The organism is Pseudomonas sp. LF020 (assembly GCF_053456425.1).
This window is the reverse complement of sequence record NZ_JBRFIX010000002.1, coordinates 211,766-236,955: the sequence shown is the minus strand read 5'-3', so window position 1 is coordinate 236,955 and position 25,190 is coordinate 211,766. Positions and strand designations below refer to the sequence as shown.

At 60.8% G+C, this 25,190-nt stretch carries 22 protein-coding genes; 13 read left to right on the top strand and 9 right to left on the bottom strand.

The annotated features are described in order from the left end of the window. Positions 1-21: 21 nt before the first annotated feature. From ACU680_RS05140 to ACU680_RS05095, 10 genes are all read left to right on the top strand, one after another. Positions 22-891, top strand: coding sequence for a lipase family alpha/beta hydrolase (locus ACU680_RS05140; protein ID WP_448178832.1), 870 nt, complete (start codon positions 22-24; stop codon positions 889-891). Positions 892-987: 96 nt separating this feature from the next. After that, positions 988-1,269, top strand: coding sequence for a peptidylprolyl isomerase (locus tag ACU680_RS05135; protein ID WP_007912303.1), 282 nt, complete (start codon positions 988-990; stop codon positions 1,267-1,269). A 135-nt stretch (positions 1,270-1,404) separates the two neighbouring features. Then, a complete protein-coding gene (locus tag ACU680_RS05130; RefSeq protein WP_007965096.1) occupies positions 1,405-3,273 on the top strand; it encodes an extracellular solute-binding protein in 1,869 nt (622 codons plus the stop codon). Beyond that, positions 3,273-4,334, top strand: a complete 1,062-nt coding sequence (locus ACU680_RS05125; RefSeq protein ID WP_007965097.1) for a microcin C ABC transporter permease YejB — start codon at positions 3,273-3,275, stop codon at positions 4,332-4,334. Before ACU680_RS05130 ends, ACU680_RS05125 begins: the two co-directional genes overlap by 1 nt. Beyond that, positions 4,334-5,356 (top strand): ABC transporter permease, encoded by a 1,023-nt coding sequence (locus ACU680_RS05120; RefSeq protein WP_448178831.1) that lies wholly within the window; start codon positions 4,334-4,336, stop codon positions 5,354-5,356. The genes ACU680_RS05125 and ACU680_RS05120 overlap by 1 nt, the downstream gene beginning before the upstream one ends. 9 nt (positions 5,357-5,365) lie before the next feature. Further along, positions 5,366-6,940, top strand: a complete 1,575-nt coding sequence (locus tag ACU680_RS05115) for an ABC transporter ATP-binding protein (protein WP_448178830.1) — start codon at positions 5,366-5,368, stop codon at positions 6,938-6,940. Positions 6,941-7,109: 169 nt separating this feature from the next. After that, entirely contained in the window at positions 7,110-8,525 is a 1,416-nt protein-coding gene (locus tag ACU680_RS05110) for a sigma-54 interaction domain-containing protein (protein ID WP_448178829.1), read from the top strand. Between the two features lie 283 nt (positions 8,526-8,808). After that, positions 8,809-10,200 carry a GntP family permease gene (locus ACU680_RS05105; RefSeq protein WP_448178828.1) on the top strand — a complete coding sequence of 464 codons (1,392 nt, stop codon included), beginning with the start codon at positions 8,809-8,811 and terminating at the stop codon, positions 10,198-10,200. 7 nt (positions 10,201-10,207) lie between these two features. Continuing rightward, positions 10,208-10,981: a 3-hydroxybutyrate dehydrogenase gene (gene hbdH, locus ACU680_RS05100; RefSeq protein ID WP_027612662.1), complete on the top strand. Its 774-nt coding sequence runs from the start codon at positions 10,208-10,210 to the stop codon at positions 10,979-10,981. Between the two features lie 167 nt (positions 10,982-11,148). Beyond that, positions 11,149-13,104 carry an acetoacetate--CoA ligase gene (locus ACU680_RS05095; RefSeq protein ID WP_448178827.1) on the top strand — a complete coding sequence of 652 codons (1,956 nt, stop codon included), beginning with the start codon at positions 11,149-11,151 and terminating at the stop codon, positions 13,102-13,104. 112 nt (positions 13,105-13,216) lie between these two features. Here the strand turns inward: ACU680_RS05095 and ACU680_RS05090 are convergent, their stop codons facing one another. After that, the gene (locus tag ACU680_RS05090; RefSeq protein WP_448178826.1) at positions 13,217-14,329 is read right to left on the bottom strand and encodes a PilT/PilU family type 4a pilus ATPase; all 1,113 of its coding nucleotides are present in this window, start codon (positions 14,327-14,329) and stop codon (positions 13,217-13,219) included. A 133-nt stretch (positions 14,330-14,462) separates the two neighbouring features. Between ACU680_RS05090 and ACU680_RS05085 the strand changes: the two genes are divergently transcribed. Continuing rightward, positions 14,463-17,012: a hybrid sensor histidine kinase/response regulator gene (locus tag ACU680_RS05085; RefSeq protein ID WP_448178825.1), complete on the top strand. Its 2,550-nt coding sequence runs from the start codon at positions 14,463-14,465 to the stop codon at positions 17,010-17,012. 39 nt (positions 17,013-17,051) lie between these two features. After that, complete coding sequence (locus ACU680_RS05080) at positions 17,052-17,327, top strand: peptidylprolyl isomerase (protein WP_003225447.1); 276 nt, start codon at positions 17,052-17,054, stop codon at positions 17,325-17,327. A 123-nt stretch (positions 17,328-17,450) separates the two neighbouring features. Here the strand turns inward: ACU680_RS05080 and ACU680_RS05075 are convergent, their stop codons facing one another. The 8 genes from ACU680_RS05075 to ACU680_RS05040 form a co-directional block, all read right to left on the bottom strand. Next, positions 17,451-18,386: a sugar kinase gene (locus tag ACU680_RS05075; protein ID WP_448178824.1), complete on the bottom strand. Its 936-nt coding sequence runs from the start codon at positions 18,384-18,386 to the stop codon at positions 17,451-17,453. Between the two features lie 139 nt (positions 18,387-18,525). Next, entirely contained in the window at positions 18,526-19,740 is a 1,215-nt protein-coding gene (locus tag ACU680_RS05070; RefSeq protein ID WP_448178823.1) for an amino acid deaminase, read from the bottom strand. A 40-nt stretch (positions 19,741-19,780) separates the two neighbouring features. Beyond that, positions 19,781-20,545: an IclR family transcriptional regulator gene (locus ACU680_RS05065; protein ID WP_007965122.1), complete on the bottom strand. Its 765-nt coding sequence runs from the start codon at positions 20,543-20,545 to the stop codon at positions 19,781-19,783. Positions 20,546-20,755: 210 nt separating this feature from the next. Beyond that, a complete protein-coding gene (locus ACU680_RS05060) occupies positions 20,756-21,145 on the bottom strand; it encodes a RidA family protein (protein ID WP_016984340.1) in 390 nt (129 codons plus the stop codon). 29 nt (positions 21,146-21,174) lie between these two features. Continuing rightward, complete coding sequence (locus ACU680_RS05055; RefSeq protein ID WP_367084371.1) at positions 21,175-21,972, bottom strand: amino acid ABC transporter ATP-binding protein; 798 nt, start codon at positions 21,970-21,972, stop codon at positions 21,175-21,177. Further along, positions 21,969-22,631 (bottom strand): amino acid ABC transporter permease, encoded by a 663-nt coding sequence (locus tag ACU680_RS05050; protein ID WP_007965124.1) that lies wholly within the window; start codon positions 22,629-22,631, stop codon positions 21,969-21,971. Before ACU680_RS05050 ends, ACU680_RS05055 begins: the two co-directional genes overlap by 4 nt. A 9-nt stretch (positions 22,632-22,640) precedes the next feature. Continuing rightward, entirely contained in the window at positions 22,641-23,303 is a 663-nt protein-coding gene (locus ACU680_RS05045; RefSeq protein ID WP_003225455.1) for an amino acid ABC transporter permease, read from the bottom strand. 50 nt (positions 23,304-23,353) lie between these two features. After that, the gene (locus tag ACU680_RS05040) at positions 23,354-24,202 is read right to left on the bottom strand and encodes a transporter substrate-binding protein (RefSeq protein ID WP_401061931.1); all 849 of its coding nucleotides are present in this window, start codon (positions 24,200-24,202) and stop codon (positions 23,354-23,356) included. A 485-nt stretch (positions 24,203-24,687) separates the two neighbouring features. Here ACU680_RS05040 and ACU680_RS05035 point away from each other — a divergent pair, with 485 nt between their 5' ends. Then, positions 24,688-25,119: a thioredoxin family protein gene (locus tag ACU680_RS05035; RefSeq protein ID WP_448178822.1), complete on the top strand. Its 432-nt coding sequence runs from the start codon at positions 24,688-24,690 to the stop codon at positions 25,117-25,119. Positions 25,120-25,190 lie beyond the last annotated feature (71 nt).

Genomic DNA, 25,190 nt, shown 5'->3' with positions numbered 1-25,190 from the left:
ATCAGCAAAAGAGGCAGGAACATGCAACGGAATGCGACAACTCGCTACCCCATCCTTTTGGTCCATGGCCTGTTCGGGTTTGACCGTATCGGCCGTTTCGAGCTTTTTCATGATGTCAAGCAAGCGCTGAGAGCGGCTGGCGGACAAGTGTTTGTGCCGCAGCTGTCTGCGACCCATGACAACGAAGTACGCGGCCAGCAATTGATGTCGCAGATCGAACGCGTTCTGCAAGGAACAGGCGCCGGCAAGGTCAACCTGATCGGACATAGCCAGGGCGCGTTGGCCTGTCGTTACGCCGCTGCGCTGGCGCCGGAAAAAATCGCTTCGGTCACCTCGGTCAGCGGCCCCAACCACGGCTCGGAACTCGCTGATGCATTGCGCCGCGCATTGATTCCGGGGAGCCTGCCGGAGCAGGTGGCGGAACAACTGGCAAGCCGATTCGCGGACCTCCTGTCGCTGCTCAGCGGTCAACATGCCCTGCCACAGCAAGCCGTGGCGGCACTCAACGCTCTGACGACCACAGGTGTCGGCCAATTCAACAGAAAGTACCCGCAAGGTCTGCCTGCGACATGGGGCGGTCAAGGTGCGGAGCAGGTCAACGGCGTTCACTACTATTCCTGGAGCGGTACGCTGCAAGACGATTTGTTACAGACAATGGATCCGGTACATGCCGTCTGCCGGGCACTGGCGGGCCATTTTGTCATCGAGGCCGGACAGAACGATGGTTTCGTCGGCCGCTACAGCTCGCATCTGGGCCGGGTCATCCGCTCCGACTACCCCCTCAATCATCTCGCCAGCCTGCGTCGTCCAGACGGTTTGCGCAAACCCGGTCTTGATTCCATCGGACTCTATGTCGAGCACGCGATGCGCCTGCAGGCAGCGCAACTGTAGATGTACGTCAATGTACCGAGTGGAACTTTGCCGAGAAATCGCTTACTGAATCCGGTAGGCTCCACACTTTACTGAAATAGATTGGAGATTTTCCCCATGGCTAAAGCCACTGCCCGCCACATCCTGGTTTCCAGCGAAGACAAGTGCAACGAACTCAAGGCCCAGATCGAAGGCGGTGCTGATTTCGCCGAAGTCGCCAAGGCCAATTCCACCTGCCCGTCCAGCCGTCAGGGCGGCGACCTGGGTTCGTTCGGTCCTGGCCAGATGGTCAAGGAATTCGACACCGTGGTCTTCAGCGCGCCGATCAACGTCGTGCAAGGCCCGGTGAAGACCCAGTTCGGTTATCACCTGCTCGAAGTCACCAGCCGCCAGGACTGATCCCGCGTCCGGTCTGCTGTGCAACGGCCCGCCTTTTGGTGGGCCGTTGTGTTTTGGTTACAGGATACGGCTGGCGACTGACGCGCCGCTCGCGTACAAATTGCGCTTATCGATCACCCGGCTTTAAGGCTGACAATGCGACTGGCTTTCCCGACTTTGCTGTTCACTGCCGTGGCCCTGCTGTTGGGCGCCGCTGGTGTGGACGCTGCCCCGCAACACGCGTTGACCGTCTATGGCGAACCTGCCAAATACCCGGCCGGTTTCAGCCACTTCGACTACACCAATCCGCAGGCGCCCAAGGGTGGCACCCTGCGCCGTTCGGCGATAGAGATCGGGCATTTCGATCACATCCTGCCTTATATAGACAAAGGCATCGGCGTCACCCAGATCGACGGCATGCTCTATTCGCCGCTGGCCCAGCGTTCGATGGACGAGCCTTACACCGTCTACGGTCTGGTGGCGCAGAAGATGGAGCGCTCGGAAGATGGCCTGTCGCTGCGCTTCTTCATCGATCCCAAGGCACGCTTCGCTGACGGCAAGCCGATCACTGCCGAAGACGTGCGCTACACCTATGACCTGCTGATGACCCAGGGCAGCCTGCGCTATCGCACGCAGTTCGCCGACGTCAAAGGCGTGGAAGTGGAAGCGCCGCTGACCGTGCGCTTCGACTTCAAAAGCAACGAGAACCGCACCTTGCCGCTGGACATCGCCACCCTGCCGGTATTTCCCGAGCACTGGTGGAAAACCCGCGACTTCGCTGGCGGCGGTGGCTATGAACCTCCACTGGGCAGCGGCCCGTATCGGGTTGGCAAGGTTGACTCCGGGCGCAGCATCACCTTTGAGCGCAACCCGGACTGGTGGGGCAAGGATCTGCCGGTCAGTCGTGGCCTGTACAACTTCGATCACTTCAGCATCGAGTATTTCGGCGACACCGATGTCGCACGCCAGGTGTTGCGCGGCGGTGCCTATGACTACAACCGCGAGTTTTCCGCCACCGGCTATTCGATCGGTTACGACAGCCCTGCGCTGAGTGACGGTCGTTTGCAGAAGGCCCATCTGGCCACCGAGGCTCCGCAATCGGCTCAGGGTTTCGTGTTCAATCTGCAGAAACCGATGTTTCAGGATCGTCGGGTACGCCAGGCGCTGGCGATGCTCTGGGATTTTGAGTGGAGCAACCGGCAGATGATGCGCAACATGTACATCCGCCAGCAAAGCTATTTCTCCAACACCGCACTGGCAGCCCGCGAGCTGCCGGATGCCGCCGAACTGAAAATCCTCGAGCCGTTGCGCGGGCAGGTTCCCGACGAGGTCTTCACCCAGGTCTTCGAGGCGCCGAAAACCGATGGCAGCGGCCTGATCCGCGACAAACAGCTGCAAGCGCTGCAGTTGCTCGAACAGGCCGGCTGGAAACCTGATGGCGATCAACTGGTCAACGCCGAGGGCGAGCCGCTGAGCTTTACCTTTCTGGTCAGCCAGAACGGCATGGATCGCCTGCTGCTGCCTTACAAACGCACGCTGAAACAGATCGGTATCGACCTGAATATCCGTCGCATCGACTCCTCGCAATACGTCAATCGCCTGATGAGCCGTGACTACGACATGATTGTCACCGGCTACCCGGTCAGCACGTCTCCGGGTGGCGAGTTGCTCAACTACTTCGGTTCGATATCGGCTAACGATCCCGGCGCCAATAACTACATGGTGCTGAAAAATCCGGCAGTCGACACATTGATCAACGGCCTGATCCGCGCCTCCACCCAGAGCGACATGTTGCACTACGCCCATGCGCTGGATCGGGTGCTGCAATGGAACTACTACTGGATTCCCAATTATTACCCGCCGGGCACCTCCACCGTGTGGTGGAACCGTTTCGGCATGCCGGCGATCCAGGCCAGCAATGACGAAGCCATCGAGAGCTGGTGGGAAATCAGCAGCACGCCGTTGACCAACCAGCAGATGACCGCCGAAAAAATCGGCCGTGGCAGACCCGGAGGACCGCACTGATGTGGGCATACATTCTGCGGCGCCTGCTGCTGATCATTCCGACGCTGGTGATCATCCTGCTGGTCAATTTCGTGATCATTCAGGCGGCGCCCGGTGGACCGGTCGAACAGGCCATCGCCCATCTGCAAGGGATCGGCGGTGCGAGTGTCGGTGGCAGTGCCAGCGAAACCATGAGCAACACTTCGCGTGCCAGCCGTGGCCTCGATCCGCAACTGATCAAGGACATCGAAAAGCAATACGGTTTCGACAAGCCGGCGCATGAACGCCTGTGGCTGATGCTCAAGAATTACGCACAGCTGGACTTCGGCAAAAGCTTTTTCCGCGGCGCGACGGTCACCGATCTGATTCTGGAAAAAATGCCGGTGACCATTTCCCTCGGCTTGTGGGCGACGCTGATCACCTATCTGGTGTCGATCCCGCTGGGCATCCGCAAAGCGGTGCATCACGGTAGCCATTTCGACATCTGGAGCAGCACCGCGATCATCATCGGCTACGCGATGCCGGCGTTTCTGTTCGCGATGTTTCTGATCGTGGTGTTTGCCGGTGGCACGTCATTGAACTGGTTCCCGGTGCGCGGACTGGTATCCGACAACTTCGAATCGCTGTCGACCCTGGGCAAGATCGCCGATTACTTCTGGCATCTGGTGCTGCCAGTGACGGCGCTGGTGATCGGCGGCTTTGCCACGCTGACGATCCTCACCAAGAACTCTTTCCTCAATGAAATCACCCGCCAGTATGTGGTCACCGCGCGCGCCAAAGGCCTGAGCGAACGCCGCGTGCTTTACGGCCATGTGTTCCGCAACGCGATGCTGCTGGTGGTCTCGGGGATTCCGCAGGCGTTCATCAGTGTGTTCTTTGCCGGCTCACTGTTGATCGAAGTGATCTTCTCCCTCGATGGTCTCGGCCGCATGAGCTACGAAGCGGCGGTTTCCCGAGACTATCCGGTGGTGTTCGGTTCACTGTTCATCTTCACGCTGTTTGGCCTCTTGATAAAACTGATCGGCGACCTGTGCTACACCCTGGTCGATCCGCGTATCGACTTCGCCGCGAGGAATGCCTGATGTTCAAGCTCTCGCCTCTGGGCCGTCGCCGTTTTGCCCGATTCAAGAAGAACCGCCGTGGCTGGTGGTCGCTATGGCTGTTCATCGGACTGTTCGTGGTAACGCTGGGCGGTGAACTGATTGCCAACGACAAACCACTGCTGGTCAGCTATCAGAACCAGCTGTACTTCCCGGTCTTCAAGCGCTACACCGAACAGGAATTTGGCGGGCAACTGCCGTTCCAGGCCGATTACCGCAGTGATTATGTGCAGAACCTGATCCGCAAGGACGGCGGCTGGCTGCTGTTCCCGCCGATCCCGTTCAGCGATGACACGCCCAATTACGACCTCAACCAACCTGCGCCGAGCCCGCCCTCAAAGGTCAACTGGCTGGGCACCGACGATCAGGCGCGTGATGTGTTGGCGCGGGTGATTTTCGGTGCCCGGGTATCGATCCTGTTTGCCCTGATGCTGACCGCCGTCAGCGCGCTGATCGGCATCGCGGCCGGCGCCCTGCAAGGCTATTACGGCGGTTGGGTCGATCTGCTCGGGCAGCGTTTGCTGGAGGTCTGGAGCGGATTGCCGGTGCTGTACCTGCTGATCATCCTGTCCGGTTTCGTCGAGCCGAATTTCTGGTGGCTGCTGGGGATCATGGCGCTGTTTTCATGGCTGGCGCTGGTGGATGTGGTGCGCGCCGAATTCCTGCGCGGGCGTAATCTGGAATACGTCAAAGCCGCTCGCGCGTTGGGTCTGAGCGACCGTAAGGTGATTGTCCGCCACATCCTGCCGAATGCGATGAACGCGACGCTGAGTTACCTGCCGTTCATTCTGACCGGGGCGATTTCCACCCTCACCGCTCTCGACTTCCTCGGTTTCGGCATGCCCGCCGGCAGTGCCTCGCTGGGCGAGCTGATCGGCCAGGGCAAACAGAACCTGCAAGCGCCGTGGCTCGGGCTGACCGCATTTTTCACCCTGGCGCTGATTCTTTCTTTACTGGTGTTCATCGGCGAAGCGTTACGTGACGCGTTCGACCCTCGATCCTGAAGTGTGACCATGACTGATAACCTGATCGAAATCCGTGACCTGAACGTCGCCTTCCATGGCCAGCCGGCGGTGCGCGACCTGTGCTTGGACATCCGGCCCGGCGAGTGCCTGGCGCTGGTCGGCGAGTCGGGCTCGGGCAAATCGGTGACTGCGCATTCGATTCTGCAGTTGCTCCCCGAAGGCGATGCGCAAACCAGCGGCAGCATTCGCTATCGCGGTCAGGAGCTGCTCGGCGCCGATCCGAAGGTCCTGCGTGAACTGCGCGGCAACCGGATCGCGATGATCTTCCAGGAGCCGATGACCTCGCTCAATCCGCTGCACACCATCGAAAAGCAGATCGGCGAAACGCTGCTGGTGCATCGCGGTCTGGGCGGTAAAGCGGCGCAACAGCGCATCCTTGAACTGCTGGAACTGGTGGGCATTCAAAAGCCCAAAGAGCGCCTCAAGGCCTATCCGCATCAACTTTCCGGCGGCCAGCGGCAACGAGTAATGATTGCCATGGCGCTGGCTTGTGAGCCGGAACTGCTGATCGCTGACGAGCCGACCACCGCGCTGGATGTGACGGTGCAGCGCAAGATCCTGCTGCTGCTCAAATCCTTGCAACAACGCCTGGGCATGTCGCTGCTGCTGATCAGTCACGACCTCAATCTGGTGCGCAGCATTGCGCAACGTGTGTGTGTGATGAAGGCTGGCGAAATCGTCGAGCAGGCGCCGTGCGAATCCCTGTTTACCGAACCGAAGCACCCTTACAGCTGCGTGCTGCTGAATGCCGAACCGGAGGGCGAAGCCCTGCCCCGGGACGAGCGCGAGAACGTGCTGGAGGTGGATGATCTGCGCGTCGAGTTCATCGTCGGCGGCGGTCTGTTCCAGCGCAAACAGTATTTGCGCGCGGTGGACGGCATCAGCCTGAATATCCAGCGCGGCAAAACCCTGGGCATTGTCGGTGAGTCCGGTTCGGGCAAGTCGACCCTGGGCCAGGCGATTCTGCGGTTGCTCGACTCCGAGGGCAGTATCCGTTTTCAGGGCACCGCCCTCGACGGCCTCGATCAGAAGCAATTGCGACCGTGGCGTCGGCAGATGCAGGTGGTGTTTCAGGATCCGTTCGGCAGCCTCAGTCCACGGATGTCCGTGGCGCAGATCATCAGCGAAGGACTGGAGGTGCATTGTCAGTCCAGCGCCGAAGAGTGCGATGCTCAGGTGATCCGTGTACTCAAGGAAGTTGGCCTGGATCCGGAAAGCCGTCATCGCTACCCGCACGAATTTTCCGGCGGTCAGCGCCAGCGTATCGCCATCGCCCGGGCACTGGTGCTGAAACCGGCGCTGATCCTGCTCGACGAGCCGACGTCGGCCCTCGACCGTACAGTGCAGAAACAAGTGGTCGCCCTGCTCCGCGACCTTCAGGAAAAACATGGCCTGACCTACCTGTTCATCAGCCACGACCTGGCGGTGGTGCGGGCTCTGGCACATGACATGATCGTGATCAAGGATGGCAAGGTGGTCGAGCGCGGTGCCAGCCACGAGGTGTTCGACTCGCCGCAGCATCCTTACACCAAAGAGCTGTTGGCCGCGGCGCATCCGGGGTAGGCATAATCGGCGCTAGCCTTGATACCGAGTCGCGACTTTCGCTGGCAAGCCAGCTCCCACAGGGATTTGGGTTGTATCCAAATATGGGGTACACCAAAGAAACCTGTGGGAGCTGGCTTGCTCGCGAAGAGGCCCGAACAGACAACCCAATCTCCGGATCCGCCAACCCATGAACACCACCGAAAGCCTCAAGGACTACCAACGCGTTCGCACGCTGGCAATCCGCTCGCTGTTCGAGATCATCGAGCAGTCCAGCGAAGGCACGGTGATTGTCGATCGTGATGCGAACATCGTCTGGATGAACGAGCGCTATGCCCGGCGTTTTGGGCTGGAGTCGGCGAAAAAAGCCATCGGCAAACCCTGCGAAAGCGTGATCCCCGGCAGCCTGCTGCGTGAAGTGGTGCGCACCGGCCGGCCAATCCTTCTGGACATGCAGGACACACCGAAAGAGCCGCTGGTGGTGATGCGCCTGCCAATCCACGACGACGCCGGGGCGGTGATTGGCGCCATCGGGTTTGCCCTGTTCGATGAATTGCGCAGCCTGTCGCCGATGCTCAAGCGCTACCTGAGCATGCAGGAAGAACTGGCCTCGACCCGCTCGCTGCTGCGGGCCCGGCAGACCAAATACAACTTTGCCCATTTCATCGGTACCAGCAGCGCCAGCCTCGAAGTCAAACGCCGCGCCCGCCGTAGTGCAAGCGCCGAATCCCCGGTGTTGCTGCTCGGCGAAACCGGCACCGGCAAGGAGTTGCTGGCTCAGGCGATTCACAGCGCTTCACCCCGGGCGCACAAAGCCTTCGTCAGCATCAACAGCGCGGCAATCCCGGAGGCGTTGCTCGAAGCCGAATTCTTCGGCACCGCGCCCGGTGCGTTTACCGGCGCTGACCGCAAGGGTCGTACCGGCAAGTTGCAGATTGCTCAGGGTGGGACGCTGTTTCTCGATGAGATCGGCGACATGCCGTTGCCGCTGCAGAGCAAACTGCTGCGGGTGCTGCAGGAAAAGGAGTTCGAACCGGTGGGCTCCAACGACGTGATCCAGAGCGATGTGCGAGTGATCGCGGCGACCTCGACCGATCTGCAAGCTGCGATCAAACGCGGTGAGTTCCGCGCCGACCTGTATTACCGACTTAACGTGCTGCCAATCCAGGTCCCGCCACTGCGCGAACGCCTCGACGATCTACCGGCGCTCAGCGAAGCGATCCTTGAAGAGCTGCGCAGCCAGCATGAGCTGAGTCGCGCAGCGCTGGAATTGCTCGGACAACATGCGTGGCCGGGGAACATCCGTGAGTTGCGCAACGTGCTGGAACGCGCGGCGCTGCTCAGCGATGACCTGATCCTCACCGAAGAGGATATTCACGCTGCGATCGGCACCTTTACCCCGGTTGAGCGCCCGTCGGTAACGGCGCTGGAGCCGTTGGCGGAAGAAACTTTTGCCCAGGCGCGGCAGCGGTATGACCGGCAGTTGATCGAATCTGCTCTCGCGCAATGTGCGGGCAAGGTGCCGGAGGCGGCTGTTCGGCTGGGGTTGGGGCGGTCGACGTTGTACAAGAAAATGGTGGCCTTGGGGATCGCCGAGTCTCAATAAAGAGATTTAGTCTCGCTAGCGAGACATTAACTTTCAGATCAAAAGATCGCAGCCTTCGGCAGCTCCTACGGGGTAGATACGGACATTCCATGTAGGAGCTGCCGAAGGCTGCGATCTTTTCGCTTCAAAGCAGTCTCACTATCGAGACAAATCTTCGAACAGTTCAACGCAAAAACAAATAAAACCTATATATTTCAACGCGTTACAAAGCTGGCACACATCTCGCTATAGCTCCCACCTACCTGGCAACACCCACAAAAATAACAATCCCTGGAGACACTCCATGAGTGTGATCATCGCCTTGGCAGCCCTCGCGCTGCTGATGCTTGCCGCCTACCGTGGCTACAGCGTCATCCTCTTCGCCCCGATTGCCGCCCTCGGCGCCGTTTTGCTTACTGACCCCTCCGCCGTCGCTCCAGCCTTTACCGGGGTGTTCATGGAGAAAATGGTCGGTTTCATCAAACTGTATTTCCCGGTATTCCTGCTCGGCGCCGTGTTCGGCAAGTTGATCGAGTTATCGGGGTTCTCCCGTTCGATCGTGGCCGCAGCGATTCGCTTGCTCGGCACTCGCCAGGCTATGCTGGTGATCGTGCTGGTCTGTGCCCTGCTCACCTACGGCGGCGTGTCGTTGTTCGTGGTGGTGTTTGCGGTGTATCCGTTTGCCGCCGAAATGTTCCGCCAGAGCAATATCCCCAAGCGCCTGATCCCGGCAACCATCGCCCTCGGCGCATTCTCGTTCACCATGGACGCCCTTCCCGGCACGCCGCAGATTCAGAACATCATCCCCAGCACCTTCTTCAACACCACCGCGTGGGCCGCGCCGTGGCTGGGGGTGATCGGCACGATTTTCGTGTTCTGCGCCGGCATGCTGTTCCTGCAGCGCCAACGCAACAAGGCCCAGCGCGCCGGCGAAGGTTATGGCACCGAGCTGCGTAACGAGCCGGAAACTGCCGAAGACCTGCAGCTGCCAAACCCATGGATCGCCCTGTCGCCACTGCTGGCAGTGGGCATCATGAACCTGCTGTTCACCCAGTGGATTCCGCAGTGGTACGGCAAGACCCACAGCCTCGCGTTGCCGGGGATGGCCACGCCGGTGACAACGGAAATCGCCAAGCTCACGGCGATCTGGGCGGTGCAGGCGGCATTGCTGATCGGCATCCTGATGGTGCTGGTGTTCGGCTTCAAAGCGATCCGCAGCAAACTCGCCGAAGGCAGCAAAAGCGCGGTCAGCGGCGCACTGCTGGCGGCGATGAACACCGCCTCGGAATACGGCTTCGGCGCGGTGATTGCTTCGCTGCCGGGTTTCCTGGTGCTGGCCGACTGGCTCAAGCAAATCCCCAATCCATTGGTCAACGAAGCGATTACCGTGACCCTGCTGGCGGGTATCACCGGTTCGGCGTCGGGCGGCATGAGCATCGCGCTGGCGGCGATGTCCGAGCAGTTCATCACGGCGGCACACGCGGCGAACATTCCGCTGGAAGTGCTGCACCGCGTGGCGGCGATGGCCAGCGGCGGCATGGACACCCTGCCGCACAACGGTGCGGTGATCACCCTGCTGGCGGTCACTGGCCTGACCCATCGCGAAGCCTATAAAGACATTTTCTGTATTACGCTGATCAAGACCCTGGCGGTCTTCGTAGTGATCGGCACTTTCTACGCCACTGGCATTGTGTGAGGTATTCATGACGACTCTTTCGGGCAAGACCGCACTGGTTACCGGTTCCACCAGCGGCATCGGTCTGGGCATCGCCCTGAGCCTGGCCAAGGCCGGCGCCAACCTGATTCTCAACGGTTTCGGTGATGCTTCCAGCGTGATCGCCGAAGTCGGCCAGTTCGGCGGCAAGGTCGGTCACCACCCCGCAGATGTCAGCGATCCGGCGCAGATTGCCGAGATGATCGCTTACGCCGAACGCGAATTCGGCGGCGTCGACATTCTGGTCAACAACGCCGGGATTCAGCACGTGGCCGCCGTTGAGGAGTTTCCGGTAGAACGCTGGGATTCGATCATCGCGATCAACCTGTCGTCGGTGTTTCACAGCACCCGGCTGAGCCTGCCGGGCATGCGCGCCAAGGGCTGGGGGCGGATCGTCAACATTGCCTCGGTGCATGGTCAGGTGGGATCGACCGGTAAAGCCGCGTATGTCGCGGCCAAGCATGGGGTGATCGGTTTGACCAAAGTGGTCGGGCTGGAAACGGCTACCAGCAATGTGACCTGCAACGCGATCTGCCCGGGCTGGGTATTGACGCCGCTGGTGCAGAAACAGATCGATGATCGTGCCGCCAAAGGCGTCGATCCGCAGCAGGCGCAGCATGATTTGCTGGCGGAGAAGCAGCCGTCGCTGGAGTTCGTTACGCCGCAGCATCTGGGGGAATTGGTGTTGTTCCTGTGCAGCGAGGCTGGCAGCCAGGTGCGGGGGGCGGCGTGGAATATTGATGGGGGCTGGTTGGCGCAATAAGCGACGCGAAACCGCTGTGGCGAGGGAGCTTGCTCCCGCTGGGTGGCGAAGCCGCCCCCGGCACTTTACGACTGCTGCGCAGCCGATCGGGAGCAAGCTCCCTCGCCACAGAATTAAGTCCTACACCCTGGCCTGCGTGCTTGCACAACACAACAAGAGGCAAACCAATGTCCGACCTCCTCTGGCAACCCGATGCCAAGCGTATCGCCCAATCGCGCATGGATCAGTTCCGCCGCGATCTCAATCAGCGTCATGGTCTGGCGCTGAGCAGCTACACCGATCTGCACCGCTGGAGCGTGGATCAGCGCGAAGCGTTCTGGCAGGCGATCGTCGATTGCTTCGACATCCGCTTTCACACCCAGCCCGACGCCGTCCTGCGTGAAGGCGCGCAGATGCCCAGTGCCGAATGGTTTCCCGGCGCGACCCTGAACTTTGCAGAACACCTGCTGCGCCGTCGTGACGATGCCGTTGCAGTGATCGCCGTGGCGGAAAACGGTCAGCGCGAACAGCTGACCTGGGCCGAACTGGCCGAGCACGTCGCCGGTTTTCAGGCCAGCCTGCAAGCCGCCGGTGTCGGCCTCGGCGACCGCGTGGCCGCGTGCATGCCCAACACCTGGCAGACTCTGGTGGCGATGTTCGCGACCACCAGCCTCGGGGCGATCTGGTCGTGCTCGTCGCCGGACTTCGGCACCCACGGCGTGATCGACCGTTTCGGCCAGATCGAACCCAAAGTGTTGATCACCTGCGCCGGCTACCGTTACGCCGGCAAAGACATCGACCAGACCACCAAGATCAACGAAATCCTCGCGCAACTGCCATCGCTGCAGCAGTTGATCATCGTGCCCTATGCCCGCGCGCAGGCCCGTACCGGGGATTACCAAACCCACGCCAACGTGACGTTGTGGGACGATTTCTACCAACCTGGCGGCGAACTGCGTTTTGTCCCGGTGCCGTTCAATCATCCGTTGTACGTGCTGTATTCCAGCGGCACCACCGGCGTACCCAAATGCATCGTGCACAGTACCGGCGGCGTACTGCTGCAGCATGCCAAGGAGCATGGCCTGCACGTCGATCTTGGCCCCGGTGACCGGTTGTTCTACTACACCACTTGCGGCTGGATGATGTGGAACTGGCTGGTCTCGGCCCTCGCGGTCGGCAGCGCAGTAGTGCTGTATGACGGTTCGCCGTTTCACCCCGGCCATGAACGACTGCTGGATCTGATCGACGACGAGCGCATCAGCGTGTTCGGCACCAGCCCGAAGTTTCTCGCGACGCTGGAAAGCAGCGGTTTGAAGCCTGCGCACAGCCATGATCTGAGTAGCCTGAAGACCTTGCTGTGTACCGGTTCCGCGCTGTCGCCGCAGAGCTACGACTTCGTCTACCGCGACTTCAAGCGCGATGTGTGCCTGGCGTCGATGTCCGGCGGCACCGATGTGGTGTCGTGCTTCGTAAACGGCAACCCGCTGTCGCCCGTGCGCCGAGGCGAGATCATGGGCAAGAGCCTGGGCATGGCGGTTGAAGTGTGGAACGACGCCGGCGTTGCCGTGATAGGCGAAAAAGGCGAACTGGTTTGCACTCGGCACTTCCCGGCGATGCCCGTCGGTCTGTGGCACGACCCTGACGGCGAAAAGCTGCGCAAATCCTATTTCAGCCTGTTCCCCGGTGTCTGGGCTCAGGGCGATTACGCCGAGCAATTGCCCCACGGCGGGATGCTGATCCACGGCCGCTCCGACGCGGTGCTCAACCCCGGCGGCGTGCGCATCGGCACGGCGGAAATCTATCGTCAGGTCGAGAAAGTCCCGCAGGTGCTGGACAGCGTGGCGATCGGACAGCAATGGCAGGACGATGTGCGCGTGGTGCTGTTTGTCCGTCTGCAGGATGGCTTGACGCTGGATGACCACCTGCAACAGCAGATCCGCCAAGTGATCCGCGCCAACACCACACCGCGCCATGTCCCGGCGAAGATCGTCGCGGTGACCGATATTCCGCGCACCATCAGCGGCAAGGTGGTGGAACTCGCGGTGCGCAATGTGGTGCATGGCGAGCCGGTGAAAAATACCGATGCGTTGGCCAATCCTGAGGCGCTGGAGCAGTTTCGCAGTCGCCCGGAGCTGTCGGACTAACACCGTTCCCCTGTAGGAGCCAGCCTGCTGGCGATAGCGAAGTGTCATCCATACAAATATCAACTGATACGCCGCCATCGCCAGCAGGCTGGCTCCTACAGGGGAACGGTGTTCAGTCCATCAAGCCCCAATCGCCTGATGATGAAGGCGCGGGCGCCGGGCCCGCCTCGGCGTGCAGTTTCAAACGCAGGCGCAGATTGTTCTGCGAATCGGCATGTTTGAGCGCTTCGTCTTCACTGATCACGCCCTCCACCACCAGCCCGTACAGCGCCGCGTCGAAGGTCTGCATGCCGACCTCGCCGGACTTATCCATGATGCCCTTGAGTTCGCCCAATTCGTTGCGGCGGATCAGGTCGGCGATGGTCGGGGTGCCGAGCATCACCTCGACCGCTGCCCGGCGCTGCCCATCAACAGTGCGCACCAGCCGTTGCGAGACGAACGCCTTGAGATTGTTGCCCAGTGCATGCAACAGCTGCGGGCGGCGCTCTTCGGGGAACAGATTGACGATACGGTCCAGTGCCTGATTGGCGTTGTGCGCATGCAGCGTCGACAGCACCAGGTGCCCGGTGTCGGCAAACGTCAGCGCATGCTCCATGGTTTCGCGGTCGCGGATCTCGCCGATCAGCACCACGTCCGGGGCCTGGCGCAGGGTGTTTTTCAGCGCCGCATGGAAACTGCGGGTATCGACGCCGACTTCGCGTTGATTGATGATCGAGCGCTGGTGCCGATGGATATACTCCACCGGGTCTTCGATGGTGACGATATGCCCGCTGCTGTGGCGATTGCGGTGATCGATCAGCGCGGCCAGCGAGGTGGATTTACCGGAGTCGGTGGCACCAACGAACAGGATCAGCCCTTGTTTGAGCATTACCGTTTCCAGCAGTACCGGCGGCAGTTTCAGGTCTTCGAATCGCGGGATATCGAGTTTGACGTTGCGGATCACGATTGACACATCATTGCGTTGCTTGAAGATGTTCACCCGAAAACGCCCGACGCCCGTACGGGAAATCGCCAGGTTCATTTCCAGATCCCGATCGAACTCGCGCCGCTGCTCGGCGTCCATCAAGGAGTTGGCGATGGCCTCGACCTCACCGGGCTTGAACGGCCGCTCGCTGAACGGCGTCAGCACGCCATCAATGCGCGCACTGGGTGGCGCTCCCGTGGACAGGAACAGGTCAGAGCCGTGCTGGCTCGACAGACGGAGCAACAGTGCATCGATTTCCATGGCAAAAAGCACCCGCGAAGCATTCAATTAACAGAAATGACCCAGTGTCGTGACGTAACGGGTCATACAGCGTCTACCGCAAGTGCAAGAATAGTAGATGCCAACGCACTGACCGACGCTCAGGATACATGTGATGAACGCAGCACCCTCCCCCGATGACGCCCAAGCCCTGATCGCCCGGACCGACTGGAGCCGCACGCCGTTGGGCGCAGCGGGCACCTGGCCGCAGAGCCTGCGCACCGCGGTGGACATCGTGATTCACTCGCCGATGCCGATGCTGCTGTTGTGGGGGCCGCAGCTCACGCAGATCTACAACAATGGCTTTGCGATGCTCGCCGGGAGCAAGCATCCGCACGCTTTCGGACAGCCGGCGCACCTTATATGGCCAGAACTTCAGGACTTTACCGACCCGATTTATCGAGCCGTCCTACAAGGCCAGGTGCGTACCTACAGCGAACGGCGATTTACCCTGCAACGTGAAGGCAAGGAATCCGACTTCTGGCTGGACCTGACCTACAGCCCCATCCGCGATGAAAATACGCAAGTGGCGGGGATTCTGGTGACGGCCATCGAAACCAACGAACGCCGGCGCATCGCCCTCGAACTGCAACGCCGCTCCGAAGAAAGCCTCAAGGCCCAGCGCGACACTGAAGAACGCCTGCAACTGGCGCTGGCCGCCACCGATGCGGTTGGCACCTGGGATTGGGACATCGGCGAAGACCGCTTCATCGCCGACGCGCATTTCGCCCAATTGCACGGCATCGACCCGGCGCTGGCCAGCCTGTTGCCAATCAGCGATTACCTGCAAGGCGTGCACCCCGAGGACCGCGCCCTGATCGCCCGCAGCATCAAGCATTGCATCACCCACGGCACCGAGTACGCCGAGGAATATCGCCTGCTGAAAGCCGACGGTGAACTGCGCTGGGTGTTTGCCCGGGGTCGCTGTTACAAGGATCACCACGGGCGACCGGTGCGCTTCCTCGGCGCCGCGCTGGACCTGACCGAGCGCAAGCACACCGAACAGGCGCTGCGCCAGAGCCAGACGGAATTGCAGCTGATCATCAATGCAATGCCAATCCTCATCAGTTACGTCGACCACGAAGAACGCTTCCGCCTGAACAACGCCGCCTATCTGGACTGGTACGGCCTCACGCCGCAGGAACTGTATGGCCGTACCATTCGCGAAGTGATTGGCGAAGAAGCCTACTTCCTGCGCGCGCCGTACATTGCCGAGGCCCTCGCCGGGCGGCCCTGCTCGTTCAGCCTGTACACCCCGCATCGCGACGGCAGCAACCGCCATGCGCTGATGAATTACCTGCCGCGCCACGGCGCCGACGGCTCAGTCAACGGTTTCTATATTTTCGTGATCGACGAATCCGAACGAAAAAAAACCGAAGAAGCCTTGCGCAATCTCAACGAAACCCTGGAAGAACGGGTCAGCGCCCGCACCGAACAACTGGCCCAGGCCAATCAACGCCTGCAGAACGAAATGTTCGAACGCGAGCGCGCCGAAGACGCGTTGCGCCATGCGCAAAAGATGGAGGCGGTCGGCCAGCTCACCGGCGGTATCGCCCACGACTTCAACAACATGCTCACCGGAATCATCGGCAGTCTGGACCTGATGCAGCGTTACATCGCCGACGGCCGCGCCGATGAAATCGGCCGTTTCACCGAAGCGGCGGTGTCGTCGGCCAACCGAGCGGCGGCGCTGACCCATCGGCTGCTGGCGTTCTCGCGCCGGCAGTCGCTGGACCGCAAGACCCTCAACGTCAACGAACTGATTCATTCGCTGGAGGATTTGATCCGCCGCACCAAGGGCGATCCGATCGAACTCATACTGAATCTGGCCGACGATGTCTGGCCGATCAGCACCGACGTCAGCCAACTGGAAAATGCCCTGCTCAACCTGGTGATCAACGCCCGCGACGCCATGCCCGAGGGCGGCGAGCTGCTGATCGAAACCGCCAACGTCTACCTCGACGGCAACGACATCACCACCCTCGAACCGGTCAAGGCCGGCGACTACCTGATGCTGGCGGTCAGCGACAACGGCACCGGCATGACGCCGTCGGTGCGCGCCAAGGCGTTCGATCCGTTCTTCACCACAAAACCGATCGGCCAGGGCACCGGGCTGGGGCTGTCGATGATTTATGGCTTCGCCCAGCAGTCGGGCGGGCATGTCAGCCTCGACAGCCTGCCGAATCAGGGCACCTGTGTGCGCTTGTACTTGCCGCGCCTGAACCTGCTGGAGCCGGAACGGCCAGTCGTGGAAACCCTCAGTGCGGCGCCGACGGCCACCTGTGGCGAAACCGTGGTGGTGGTTGAAGATGACCCGGCAGTGCGCATGCTGGTGCTCGATCTGCTCAAGGAGCTGGGTTACCTCGCCCACGAAGCCGCCGACGCCAGCGCCGCCCTGCCGCTGCTGGAATCGGAGCTGCGCGTGGATCTGCTGGTGACCGACGTCGGCCTGCCGGGGATGAATGGCCGGCAACTGGCGGAAATCGCCCGCCAGCATCGTCCGGGCCTGAAAGTGCTGTTCATGACCGGTTATGCGCAGAAGGCCGCCGAGCGTCAGGGCTTTCTGGAGGATGGCATGGACATGGTGGCCAAGCCGTTTTCGATTGAAGTGCTGGCCAACAAGATCCGCGAGATGATCAACCAAACGCCGTCACTTGAGGCATAATCCCGCGCCCCGCCGTCACCCCGTTACAGGTATCGCACGATGAAAGCCCAAGCCCGCCACATTCTGGTGAAAACCGCCGAAGAGGCCGAACAGCTCAAACAACGCATTGCCAAGGGCGAAGCGTTCGATGTGCTGGCGAAGAAGTACTCGACCTGCCCGTCCGGAAAGCGCGGCGGTGATCTGGGTGAAGTGCGGCCGGGGCAGATGGTCGGCGCGATTGATGCGGTGATCTTCAAGAAACCGCTGCGCACGGTGCATGGGCCGATCAAGAGCAAGTTCGGCTATCACCTGGTGCAGGTGTTTTTCCGCGATTGAAGGCTTTGCTTTCGGGCGTTTGTGGCGAGGGAGCTTGCTCCCGCTGGGTGGCGGAGCCGCCCCAATAAGGCTTGCGCCTGCTGCGCAGTCGAGCGGGAGCAAGCTCCCTCGCCACAAGAACACTCATTCTTTAGGGATCAGGGCTCCCGGGAACTGGATGACCCGACTCGCCAGCCAATGCCCCGCATCAGCCGCCTCCACCGGACTGCCCCCCAGCAAGCGGCTCGCCAGATACGCCGCACTGAACGAATCCCCCGCCGCCGTCGTATCCACCACCTTCTCGACCTTCTGCGCTGGCACTTCAAACGCCTCGCCATCACAACGAATCAGACACGCCTCGGCGCCGCGCTTGAGCACCACTTCCGGCGTGCCGATCTGCGCGTACGCCTCGAACACCGCGTCGCAATCGACAAAATGGAACAGCGCCTGCTCGTCATCCACGGTCAGCAATGCCAGATCGACATGCGGCAACACGCTGCGATAGGCCGCCCGCGCCTCTTCCTGTGAGGCCCACAAACGTGGCCGATAGTTGTTGTCGAAGACGATCCGCGCATCGCGCTGGCGGGCTTCGATCAGGGTCTGGATCAAGCGCTCGCGACCCTTGGCCCCCAGTACTGCGAGGGTGATGCCGCTGAAATACAACACGTCGTAGTCCGGCAGCGCCGCCAGAATCGGTTCGGCCGCTGGGGTGGTGAAGCAATCGCGCACCGCCGCTTCATTGCGCCAGTAAAGGAAACGCCGCTCACCGTTGGCGTCGGTCTGAATGCAGTACAAGCCGGGCAAGCGACCGGGTAATCGCTGCACAAGATCCAGGCCAATGCCTTCATCGGCCCAGGTCTGGCACATGGCGTCGCTGAAGCTGTCGTCGCCGAGCGCGGTAACGTAATCGACCTGGGCTTTCTCGCCGAGGGCGCGGGACAGATAGACCGCCGTGTTCAAGGTGTCACCGCCGAAGCTTTGCTGCAGGCTGCTATCGGCGCGGTGCTGGAGTTCGATCATGCACTCGCCGATCAGGGCAATGCGCGGGGTGTTCGGGCCCAGGGGGCTGAGGGTGGTCATTGGGTGGCGTCTCTGCTGATTCGGTGGTGTTTGATCCGGCCTCATCGCTGGCAAGCCAGCTCCCACACAATCTTCACAGTTCATGAGATCCCTGTGGGAGCTGGCTTGCCAGCGATTGGCCGCAACGCGGTTCCAAGCCTTAGAAACAAGTCTCCATGCTCTCGACCACCACCAACTGCTCATCCACCAGCAACCCCACCCGCCACTTGTCGAAGGTCAGGCACGGATGCGAGGTGCCGAAGGAAATGATATCGCCCACCCGCAACTCAACCCCCGGCGCCACGTTCATGAACGCGTGCTGGTCCATCACCGCTGTCACCTTGCATGCGCCAACGTCATCGCCGACCGCCGGCAACACACCGGCCTTGTAGCGCAGCAGCGGCACCGGCAGTCCGGCATCGAATGCCACATCACGTTTGCCGAGGGCGATCACCGCGAAACCCGGCTCCGGCAGCGATTGCACGTGGGCCCAGACTTCCAGCGCCGGGCGCAAGCCTTCGTGCAGATCGCTACGACGATCCAGCACGCAGCATTGCGCTTCCTTGTAGATGCCATGGTCGTGGGCGACATAACTGCCCGGGCGCAGCACGCTGAGGAAGCGTCCGCTCGCATTCTGCGCCTCGAACGACTCGGCGATCAGGTCGTACCACGCCGAACCCGAGGCGGTGATGATCGGCTTGGCAATGGCAAACGCACCACTGTCCTGCAGTTGTACCGCCAGTCGCACCAGCGACGCGGCGAATTCGCGAATGCCGCTGACCGCGTGATCGCCGTGGATCACTCCTTCGTAACCTTCGATGCCGGTCAGGGCCAGCGCCGGTTGCGCATTGATCGCCTGGGCCAGTGCGATGACTTCCTGTTCGCTGCGGCAACCGCAACGGCCGCCGACCACGCCGTACTCGATCATCACGTTCAACTTGACCCCGCGCGAAGCGAAGTAGGCGCCGAGATCGGCGACGTTGTCCGGGTGGTCAACCATGCAGTAGAAGTCGAAATCCGGGTCTGCCAGCAGATCGGCAATCAGCGCCATGTTCGGCGTGCCGACCAGTTGGTTGGCCATCAGCACCCGACGTACACCGTGGGCATAAGCAGCGCGGGTCTGGGTGGCGCTGGCGAGGGTGATGCCCCACGCTCCGGCATCGAGCTGACGCTGGAACAGTGCCGGGGTCATGCTGGTCTTGCCGTGGGGCGCGAGCTCGGCGCCGCTGTCGCTGACAAACTTCTGCATCCAGCGAATGTTGTGCTCCAGCGCCTCGCGGTGCAGCACCAGCGCCGGCAGGCTGACGTCACGCACAAGCTGCGCGCCAATGGCAGCGTCGCCCTTTTCCACAGCGGTATTGATGGCAGTCGTCATGCTTGAACTCCTCACTGTCGCGGCCGGCAGGCAGCCGCGGTTATTCGTTGATGCGCCGGGCGAGGCTGTTGGCGCTCTCGATCAGCACCCGGCGATAGTCGTCGTAATTGTTCTTCGCATCGGCCCGTGGGGCGACGATGCACAGGGTGCAGATGGCGATGCCACTGGGGTCTTTGACCGGAGCAGCAAAGCAATGGGTGAAGGTGTCGGCCACGCTGTCGAAGGAGAAGAAACCGTCGATGCCGGCCTGCCGGATCTCTGCCAGAAAGCGCTCCAGCGGCAGGCGCTCGCCGTCGGGCAGGATGTAGTCGTCTTCGTCGATCAGGTCGATGATCTGCTGGTCGCTCAAATGCGCCAGCAGCAGGCGTCCGGACGCGGTCCACGGGATCGGCGCGTTTTCGCCGATGTCGGAGGAAATGCGGAAATGCCGCTCGCCCTCCTTCATCAATGCCACCGTGTATTTGCGCCCGTTGAGCAGGCACATCTGCGCGGTTTCCCGGGTCTGGCTGACGATTTCCTGCAAGGCGTGATCGGCCTCGCGGCTGAGGTCGAAATGGCGCAGATGCGCCTGCCCGAGGAAGTACAACTGGCGACCGAGATAGACGTGACCGTCCTTGCCCACCGGCTCCAGAATCCGTCGCTCAAGCAGCGACGCCACCAGTTCGTAGACCGTGGATTTCGGGCTGCCGATGCCATTGGCAATGTCGTTCGGACGCAGCGGCTGGCCAATCTCCTTGAGGAAATCGAGGATATCGAACGCCCGGTCCAGACCACGGGCCCGGCGTTTGATGGTGTCTTCGGTCATGTCAGTGGTTCCCATAAAAAGTGCCGGGATGGTAACTGGCCTGAGGTGTTGTGTCAGTTGGATCGAGGCCCTCACCCCCCGCCCTCTCCCGGAGGTAGAGGGAGCCTGACCGTATCGATGTAAATGTAAGCGTCATACGCAAAATTCGCATCGATACAGATCAGTCCCCTCTCCCTCCGGGAGAGGGTTAGGGTGAGGGGTAGCCATCACTCAAACCTTTTTCTTGTAAGCGATGCAATCGATCTCGACCTTGCAATCGACCATCATGCTCGCCTGTACACAGGCCCGCGCCGGGGCGTGCTCGGGTTTGAAGTACTCGCCGAAAACCTTGTTGAAACTGCTGAAATCCCGTGGATCGTCCAGCCATACGCCGGCCCGCACCACATCTTCCAGGCCATAACCGGCCTCTTCGAGAATCGCGATCAGGTTCTTCATGGTCTGGTGGGTCTGTTCGACGATGCCGCCAACGATGATCTCGCCATCCACCGCCGGCACCTGGCCGGACACGTGCAGCCAGCCGTCCGCTTCGACGGCGCGCGCGAAGGGACGTGGCTGACCGCCAGCGGCCGTGCTGCCGGTGCCGTATCGAGTAATGCTCATGGGTACTTCTCCTGGTTACAAAACAAAGATTAGAACCGCGTGCTCTTGAGAAACTCAGCCAGACGCGGTGATTGCGGGCGTTCAAACAGCTCCTTGGGAGGCCCCTGCTCTTCGATGCGCCCCTGATTCATGAACACGATCTTGTCCGAGACCTCGAAGGCGAAACGCATCTCGTGGGTCACCAGCAACATGGTCATGCCGTCTTCGGCCAGACCCTTGATCACGTTGAGTACCTCACCGACCAGCTCCGGGTCGAGCGCCGAGGTGACTTCGTCGAACAGCATCAGGCTCGGGTTCATCGCAATCGCCCGGGCAATCGCCACGCGCTGTTGCTGCCCGCCGGACAACTGCCCGGGAAAGTGATTGCGCCGTTCCAGCAGGCCGACCCGCTCCAGCCATTTCTCGGCCAGCACCACGGCTTCGTCCTTGTGCATTTTCTTTACCTTGAGCAGACCCAGGGTGACGTTCTGCAGGGCTGTCAGATGCGGGAACAGGTTGAATTGCTGGAAGGCCATGCCGGTCATGGCGCGATGGCGGGCGATGACTTTTTCCGCATGACGCACGCGTTTACCGCCGACCTCGTCATAGCCGATGGACTCGCCATCAAGCAGGATCTGCCCGCCCTGAAACTCTTCGAGCATGTTCACGCAGCGCAGCAAGGTGGTCTTGCCCGAACCGCTGGAGCCGATCAGCGTCACGACGTTACCGCGCTGCATGCTCAGGTCGACGCCCTTGAGCACTTCGACTGCGCCGTACTGCTTGTGCAGGCCACGGATGTCCAGCAGCGGCTGAGCGTGCTGAACGTTGGAAACTTGAGCTTGAGTCATGGCAGGGCCACCCGCTTTTCAATGTGCCGGCCGAGTAATTCGATGCCGTAGTTGATGACGAAGAACAGAAAACCGGCGAACAGGTAGAACTCCAGAGTCATGAAGGTTCGGGCGATGATCTGTTGTGTACTGAGCAGCAGTTCTGCCACGCCGATCACCGAGAGCAGGGTCGAAGCCTTGACGATTTCGGTGGACGAGTTGACCCACGTTGGCAGGATTTGCCGCAACGCCTGGGGCAGCAGCACATAGCCGAGAGACTGATAAAACGTCAGGCCGATCGCCTTGCTCGCCTCCATCTGCCCCCGTGGCAACGCCTGCAAGGCACCGCGCACGATCTCGGCAACGTGCGAGCCGCAGAACAGCGTCAGACCCAGCGCACCGGCCTGAAACGCGCTGATCTGCCAGCCCAGCGCCGGCGCCATGTAGAAGCAGGCCAGCACCAGTACAAACACCGGCGTGCCGCGAATAATGTCGACATAAAAACGGAATGGCGCGCGCATCCAGAACTTGCCGTAAGTCAGCACCAGACCGGTAACAACCCCGAGCAGCGTGCCGAACAGTATCGCCAGCGCCGACACCTGCACGCTGGTCAGAAAGCCTTGCAGCAACGTCTCGCGTGCCACCCACAATTCATGCAACCAACTGGGAGATTCGTACATCGCAGCCTCCTATCGGCGGATCGCCAGACGCTGCTCGAGGTAACGCAGCAGCATGGCAATGAGGTAACAGGCCGCGACATACAACGCCGTGGTCACCAGCCAGGTTTCGATCACCCGGTAGCTCTCGACGTTGATCTTGCGCGCGTAATAGGTCAGCTCCGGCACCGCAATCGCAGCGGCCAGCGAGGTGTCCTTGAACAGCGAGATGAAGTTGTTCGACAGCGCCGGCAACACGTTGCGCAGCATGACCGGCACGGTGACGTAGGCCTTGACCTGCCACTCACCGAGTCCGATCGCCAGCCCGGCTTCACGCTGGCCTTTGGGAATGCTCAGCAAACCGCCACGGAACACTTCGGTCAGATAAGCACCCGCATACAGCGACAGCGTGATGATGAACGACGGGATCTTGTCCAGACGAATGCCCAGGCTTGGCAAGGCAAAGTAGATCAACAGAATCAACACCAGAATCGGCGTGTTACGCACCACCGTGACGTACACCGAGGCCAGCACCCGCAAGGCGCGATGCTTCGACAGCAAGGCAAACGCCATCAGCAGGCCGATCACGCAGCCGATGGCGATCGACACCAGCGCGAGCTCAAGGCCCAGACCGAGCCCTGCCAGCAAGGTGTCGAAATCGCGCCATACGGCGGCAAAGTTCAACTGATAGTTCATGGTCAGCAGTACCTTGAGCGGGGCGATTCAGGCGCCCCGCTCTCACGGGATCATTTGAATTCGACTGGGAAACCGATGGCCGGCGACGGCAGATCGACACCGAACCATTGCTTGAAGGAGGCCGCGTAAGTCGGGAACTCAACGCCGGTCATGGCTTCATGCAGGGCGGTGTTGACGAAATTCAGCCAGTCCTGATCGCCGCGTTTGACTGCGCAAGCGTAGGTCTGCGGGCTCCAGGCGTAGGTCGGGCTGCGGTAGCGCCCAGGGTTCTGCACCATCAGGTATTTGACCGACGACTGATCAGTGGCGGCGGTGTCGGCGCGGCCGGAGTTCACCGCCTGATACATCAGGTCGACGCTGTCGTACTGATCGACCTTGGCCTTGGGCAGCGCCTGATGCACCAATTCTTCGGCGTAGACGTTTTGCAGCACGGCCACGGTGACGCTGTCGCCAGCGGCCTGCAGGTCTTCGATTTCCTTGTACTTGCTGTTGGCCGGCAGCAGCAGGCCGACACCTTCACGGTAGTACGGCAGGGTAAATGCCACTTGCTGCGCACGGCTGGCAGTGACGGTGATGAACTGGCAGCTCATGTCGACCTTGTCGGTCAGCAGATTGGGAATCCGCGCATCGGAGGACTGCACAACGAACTCGACCTTGTTCGGGTCATTGAACAGCCCTTTGGCCACCATCCTGGCGATATCAATGTCAAAACCCTGCAACTTGCCATCCGCCCCCTGGAAGTGCCACGGCGCATTGGTGCTGCCGGTGCCCACGATCAACTTGCCACGGGCCAGAACACTGTCGAGCTTGCTATCGGCTGCCTGGGCCATGCCCATCACAGCGGACGAAGCCGCAAGAACAAAAACACACGCTTTGAACAACGAAGGACGGCGATGCATGGCAAGCACTCCAGATGATGATTATTCCGCTATACCGGAACACGGTTTGTTACTACGGAATAGACAGCAGAAAGTGTGCCACAGGAATCACAGGGAATCTGTAGAGGGGTTAAATGTTTTTGGAATCAACGGGATGCAGGAAATGCGAAAAATGGAATCAGGTGCGGGTACCGATGGGCTGCGCTACCTTAGGCTACAAATAGCGAGTAGCAGGTTCCCAGATGGAGCACGGATGGGCGGATTCGGTGCAATGCGATTGAAGTTCGGATTTGCGATATAAATCCCACCTCCGTTTTCGGAGGAGTGAAAAAGGTATCACGTCCCCACATTCCACATTTCCGGGTTTTGTGTCGGGTCGGTCCTTCAAAAAAGTGGGAAAAATCTCGCGAATCCACGGGCCACCTGTAATTTCTGACAGTAGACCTGTTCTGCCCCCCTCCTTTAACGTCTTTGAACCTTCGAGGTCATTGAAAAAGGAGTTCTCAATGAGTGCTACCAATCCCCTTTCCAGTTTGGCCCCGGTCTACCGCAAAGCCCTGAAAACCTGGCGTCCGGTGATCCTGTACTTCGCCAACGAACACTGCCCCGCCTGCGAATGGGCCGGGCCGGTGTTTCGCGAGGTCGCCGAGCCGTATCGGCTGCGGGCCAACATCTACATGCTCAATACCCGTGAGTCGCCGCGTCATCCGCTGGTTACCGGCACGCCGACTGTGCTGTTCTACAAGAACGGCAAACTCATGAAGAAGCTCAAAGGCATCGGCACGGCAGAAACATTAAGTGAAGATTTCGCCCGACACATCGGCAGAACCAAAGCGCCTGCCCTCGCCCGCCAGCCACAGCATGATCTGCTCTGGCTGCGTCATACCCTGCGTACCCTCTGCACCCTCCCTCGCCAACGTCAGCGGAACTTTTGCTGAAAGTGCCACCTAAGTGCCATTCAATCGATGGCACTTTCGTTCCAAATCATCGGTAACACACAAGCCTCCGG

Coding starts and splice junctions, on each gene's coding strand:
- ACU680_RS05055 (WP_367084371.1), bottom strand. CDS start 21,972: ATGACTCAAGCTCAAGTTTCCAACGTTCAGCACGCTCAGCCGCTGCTG.
- ACU680_RS05060 (WP_016984340.1), bottom strand. CDS start 21,145: ATGAGCATTACTCGATACGGCACCGGCAGCACGGCCGCTGGCGGTCAG.
- ACU680_RS05070 (WP_448178823.1), bottom strand. CDS start 19,740: ATGACGACTGCCATCAATACCGCTGTGGAAAAGGGCGACGCTGCCATT.
- ACU680_RS05095 (WP_448178827.1), top strand. CDS start 11,149: ATGTCCGACCTCCTCTGGCAACCCGATGCCAAGCGTATCGCCCAATCG.
- ACU680_RS05045 (WP_003225455.1), bottom strand. CDS start 23,303: ATGAACTATCAGTTGAACTTTGCCGCCGTATGGCGCGATTTCGACACC.
- ACU680_RS05110 (WP_448178829.1), top strand. CDS start 7,110: ATGAACACCACCGAAAGCCTCAAGGACTACCAACGCGTTCGCACGCTG.
- ACU680_RS05065 (WP_007965122.1), bottom strand. CDS start 20,545: ATGACCGAAGACACCATCAAACGCCGGGCCCGTGGTCTGGACCGGGCG.
- ACU680_RS05130 (WP_007965096.1), top strand. CDS start 1,405: ATGCGACTGGCTTTCCCGACTTTGCTGTTCACTGCCGTGGCCCTGCTG.
- hbdH (WP_027612662.1), top strand. CDS start 10,208: ATGACGACTCTTTCGGGCAAGACCGCACTGGTTACCGGTTCCACCAGC.
- ACU680_RS05115 (WP_448178830.1), top strand. CDS start 5,366: ATGACTGATAACCTGATCGAAATCCGTGACCTGAACGTCGCCTTCCAT.
- ACU680_RS05080 (WP_003225447.1), top strand. CDS start 17,052: ATGAAAGCCCAAGCCCGCCACATTCTGGTGAAAACCGCCGAAGAGGCC.
- ACU680_RS05120 (WP_448178831.1), top strand. CDS start 4,334: ATGTTCAAGCTCTCGCCTCTGGGCCGTCGCCGTTTTGCCCGATTCAAG.
- ACU680_RS05125 (WP_007965097.1), top strand. CDS start 3,273: ATGTGGGCATACATTCTGCGGCGCCTGCTGCTGATCATTCCGACGCTG.
- ACU680_RS05035 (WP_448178822.1), top strand. CDS start 24,688: ATGAGTGCTACCAATCCCCTTTCCAGTTTGGCCCCGGTCTACCGCAAA.
- ACU680_RS05050 (WP_007965124.1), bottom strand. CDS start 22,631: ATGTACGAATCTCCCAGTTGGTTGCATGAATTGTGGGTGGCACGCGAG.
- ACU680_RS05105 (WP_448178828.1), top strand. CDS start 8,809: ATGAGTGTGATCATCGCCTTGGCAGCCCTCGCGCTGCTGATGCTTGCC.
- ACU680_RS05140 (WP_448178832.1), top strand. CDS start 22: ATGCAACGGAATGCGACAACTCGCTACCCCATCCTTTTGGTCCATGGC.
- ACU680_RS05085 (WP_448178825.1), top strand. CDS start 14,463: ATGAACGCAGCACCCTCCCCCGATGACGCCCAAGCCCTGATCGCCCGG.
- ACU680_RS05135 (WP_007912303.1), top strand. CDS start 988: ATGGCTAAAGCCACTGCCCGCCACATCCTGGTTTCCAGCGAAGACAAG.
- ACU680_RS05090 (WP_448178826.1), bottom strand. CDS start 14,329: ATGGAAATCGATGCACTGTTGCTCCGTCTGTCGAGCCAGCACGGCTCT.
- ACU680_RS05075 (WP_448178824.1), bottom strand. CDS start 18,386: ATGACCACCCTCAGCCCCCTGGGCCCGAACACCCCGCGCATTGCCCTG.
- ACU680_RS05040 (WP_401061931.1), bottom strand. CDS start 24,202: ATGCATCGCCGTCCTTCGTTGTTCAAAGCGTGTGTTTTTGTTCTTGCG.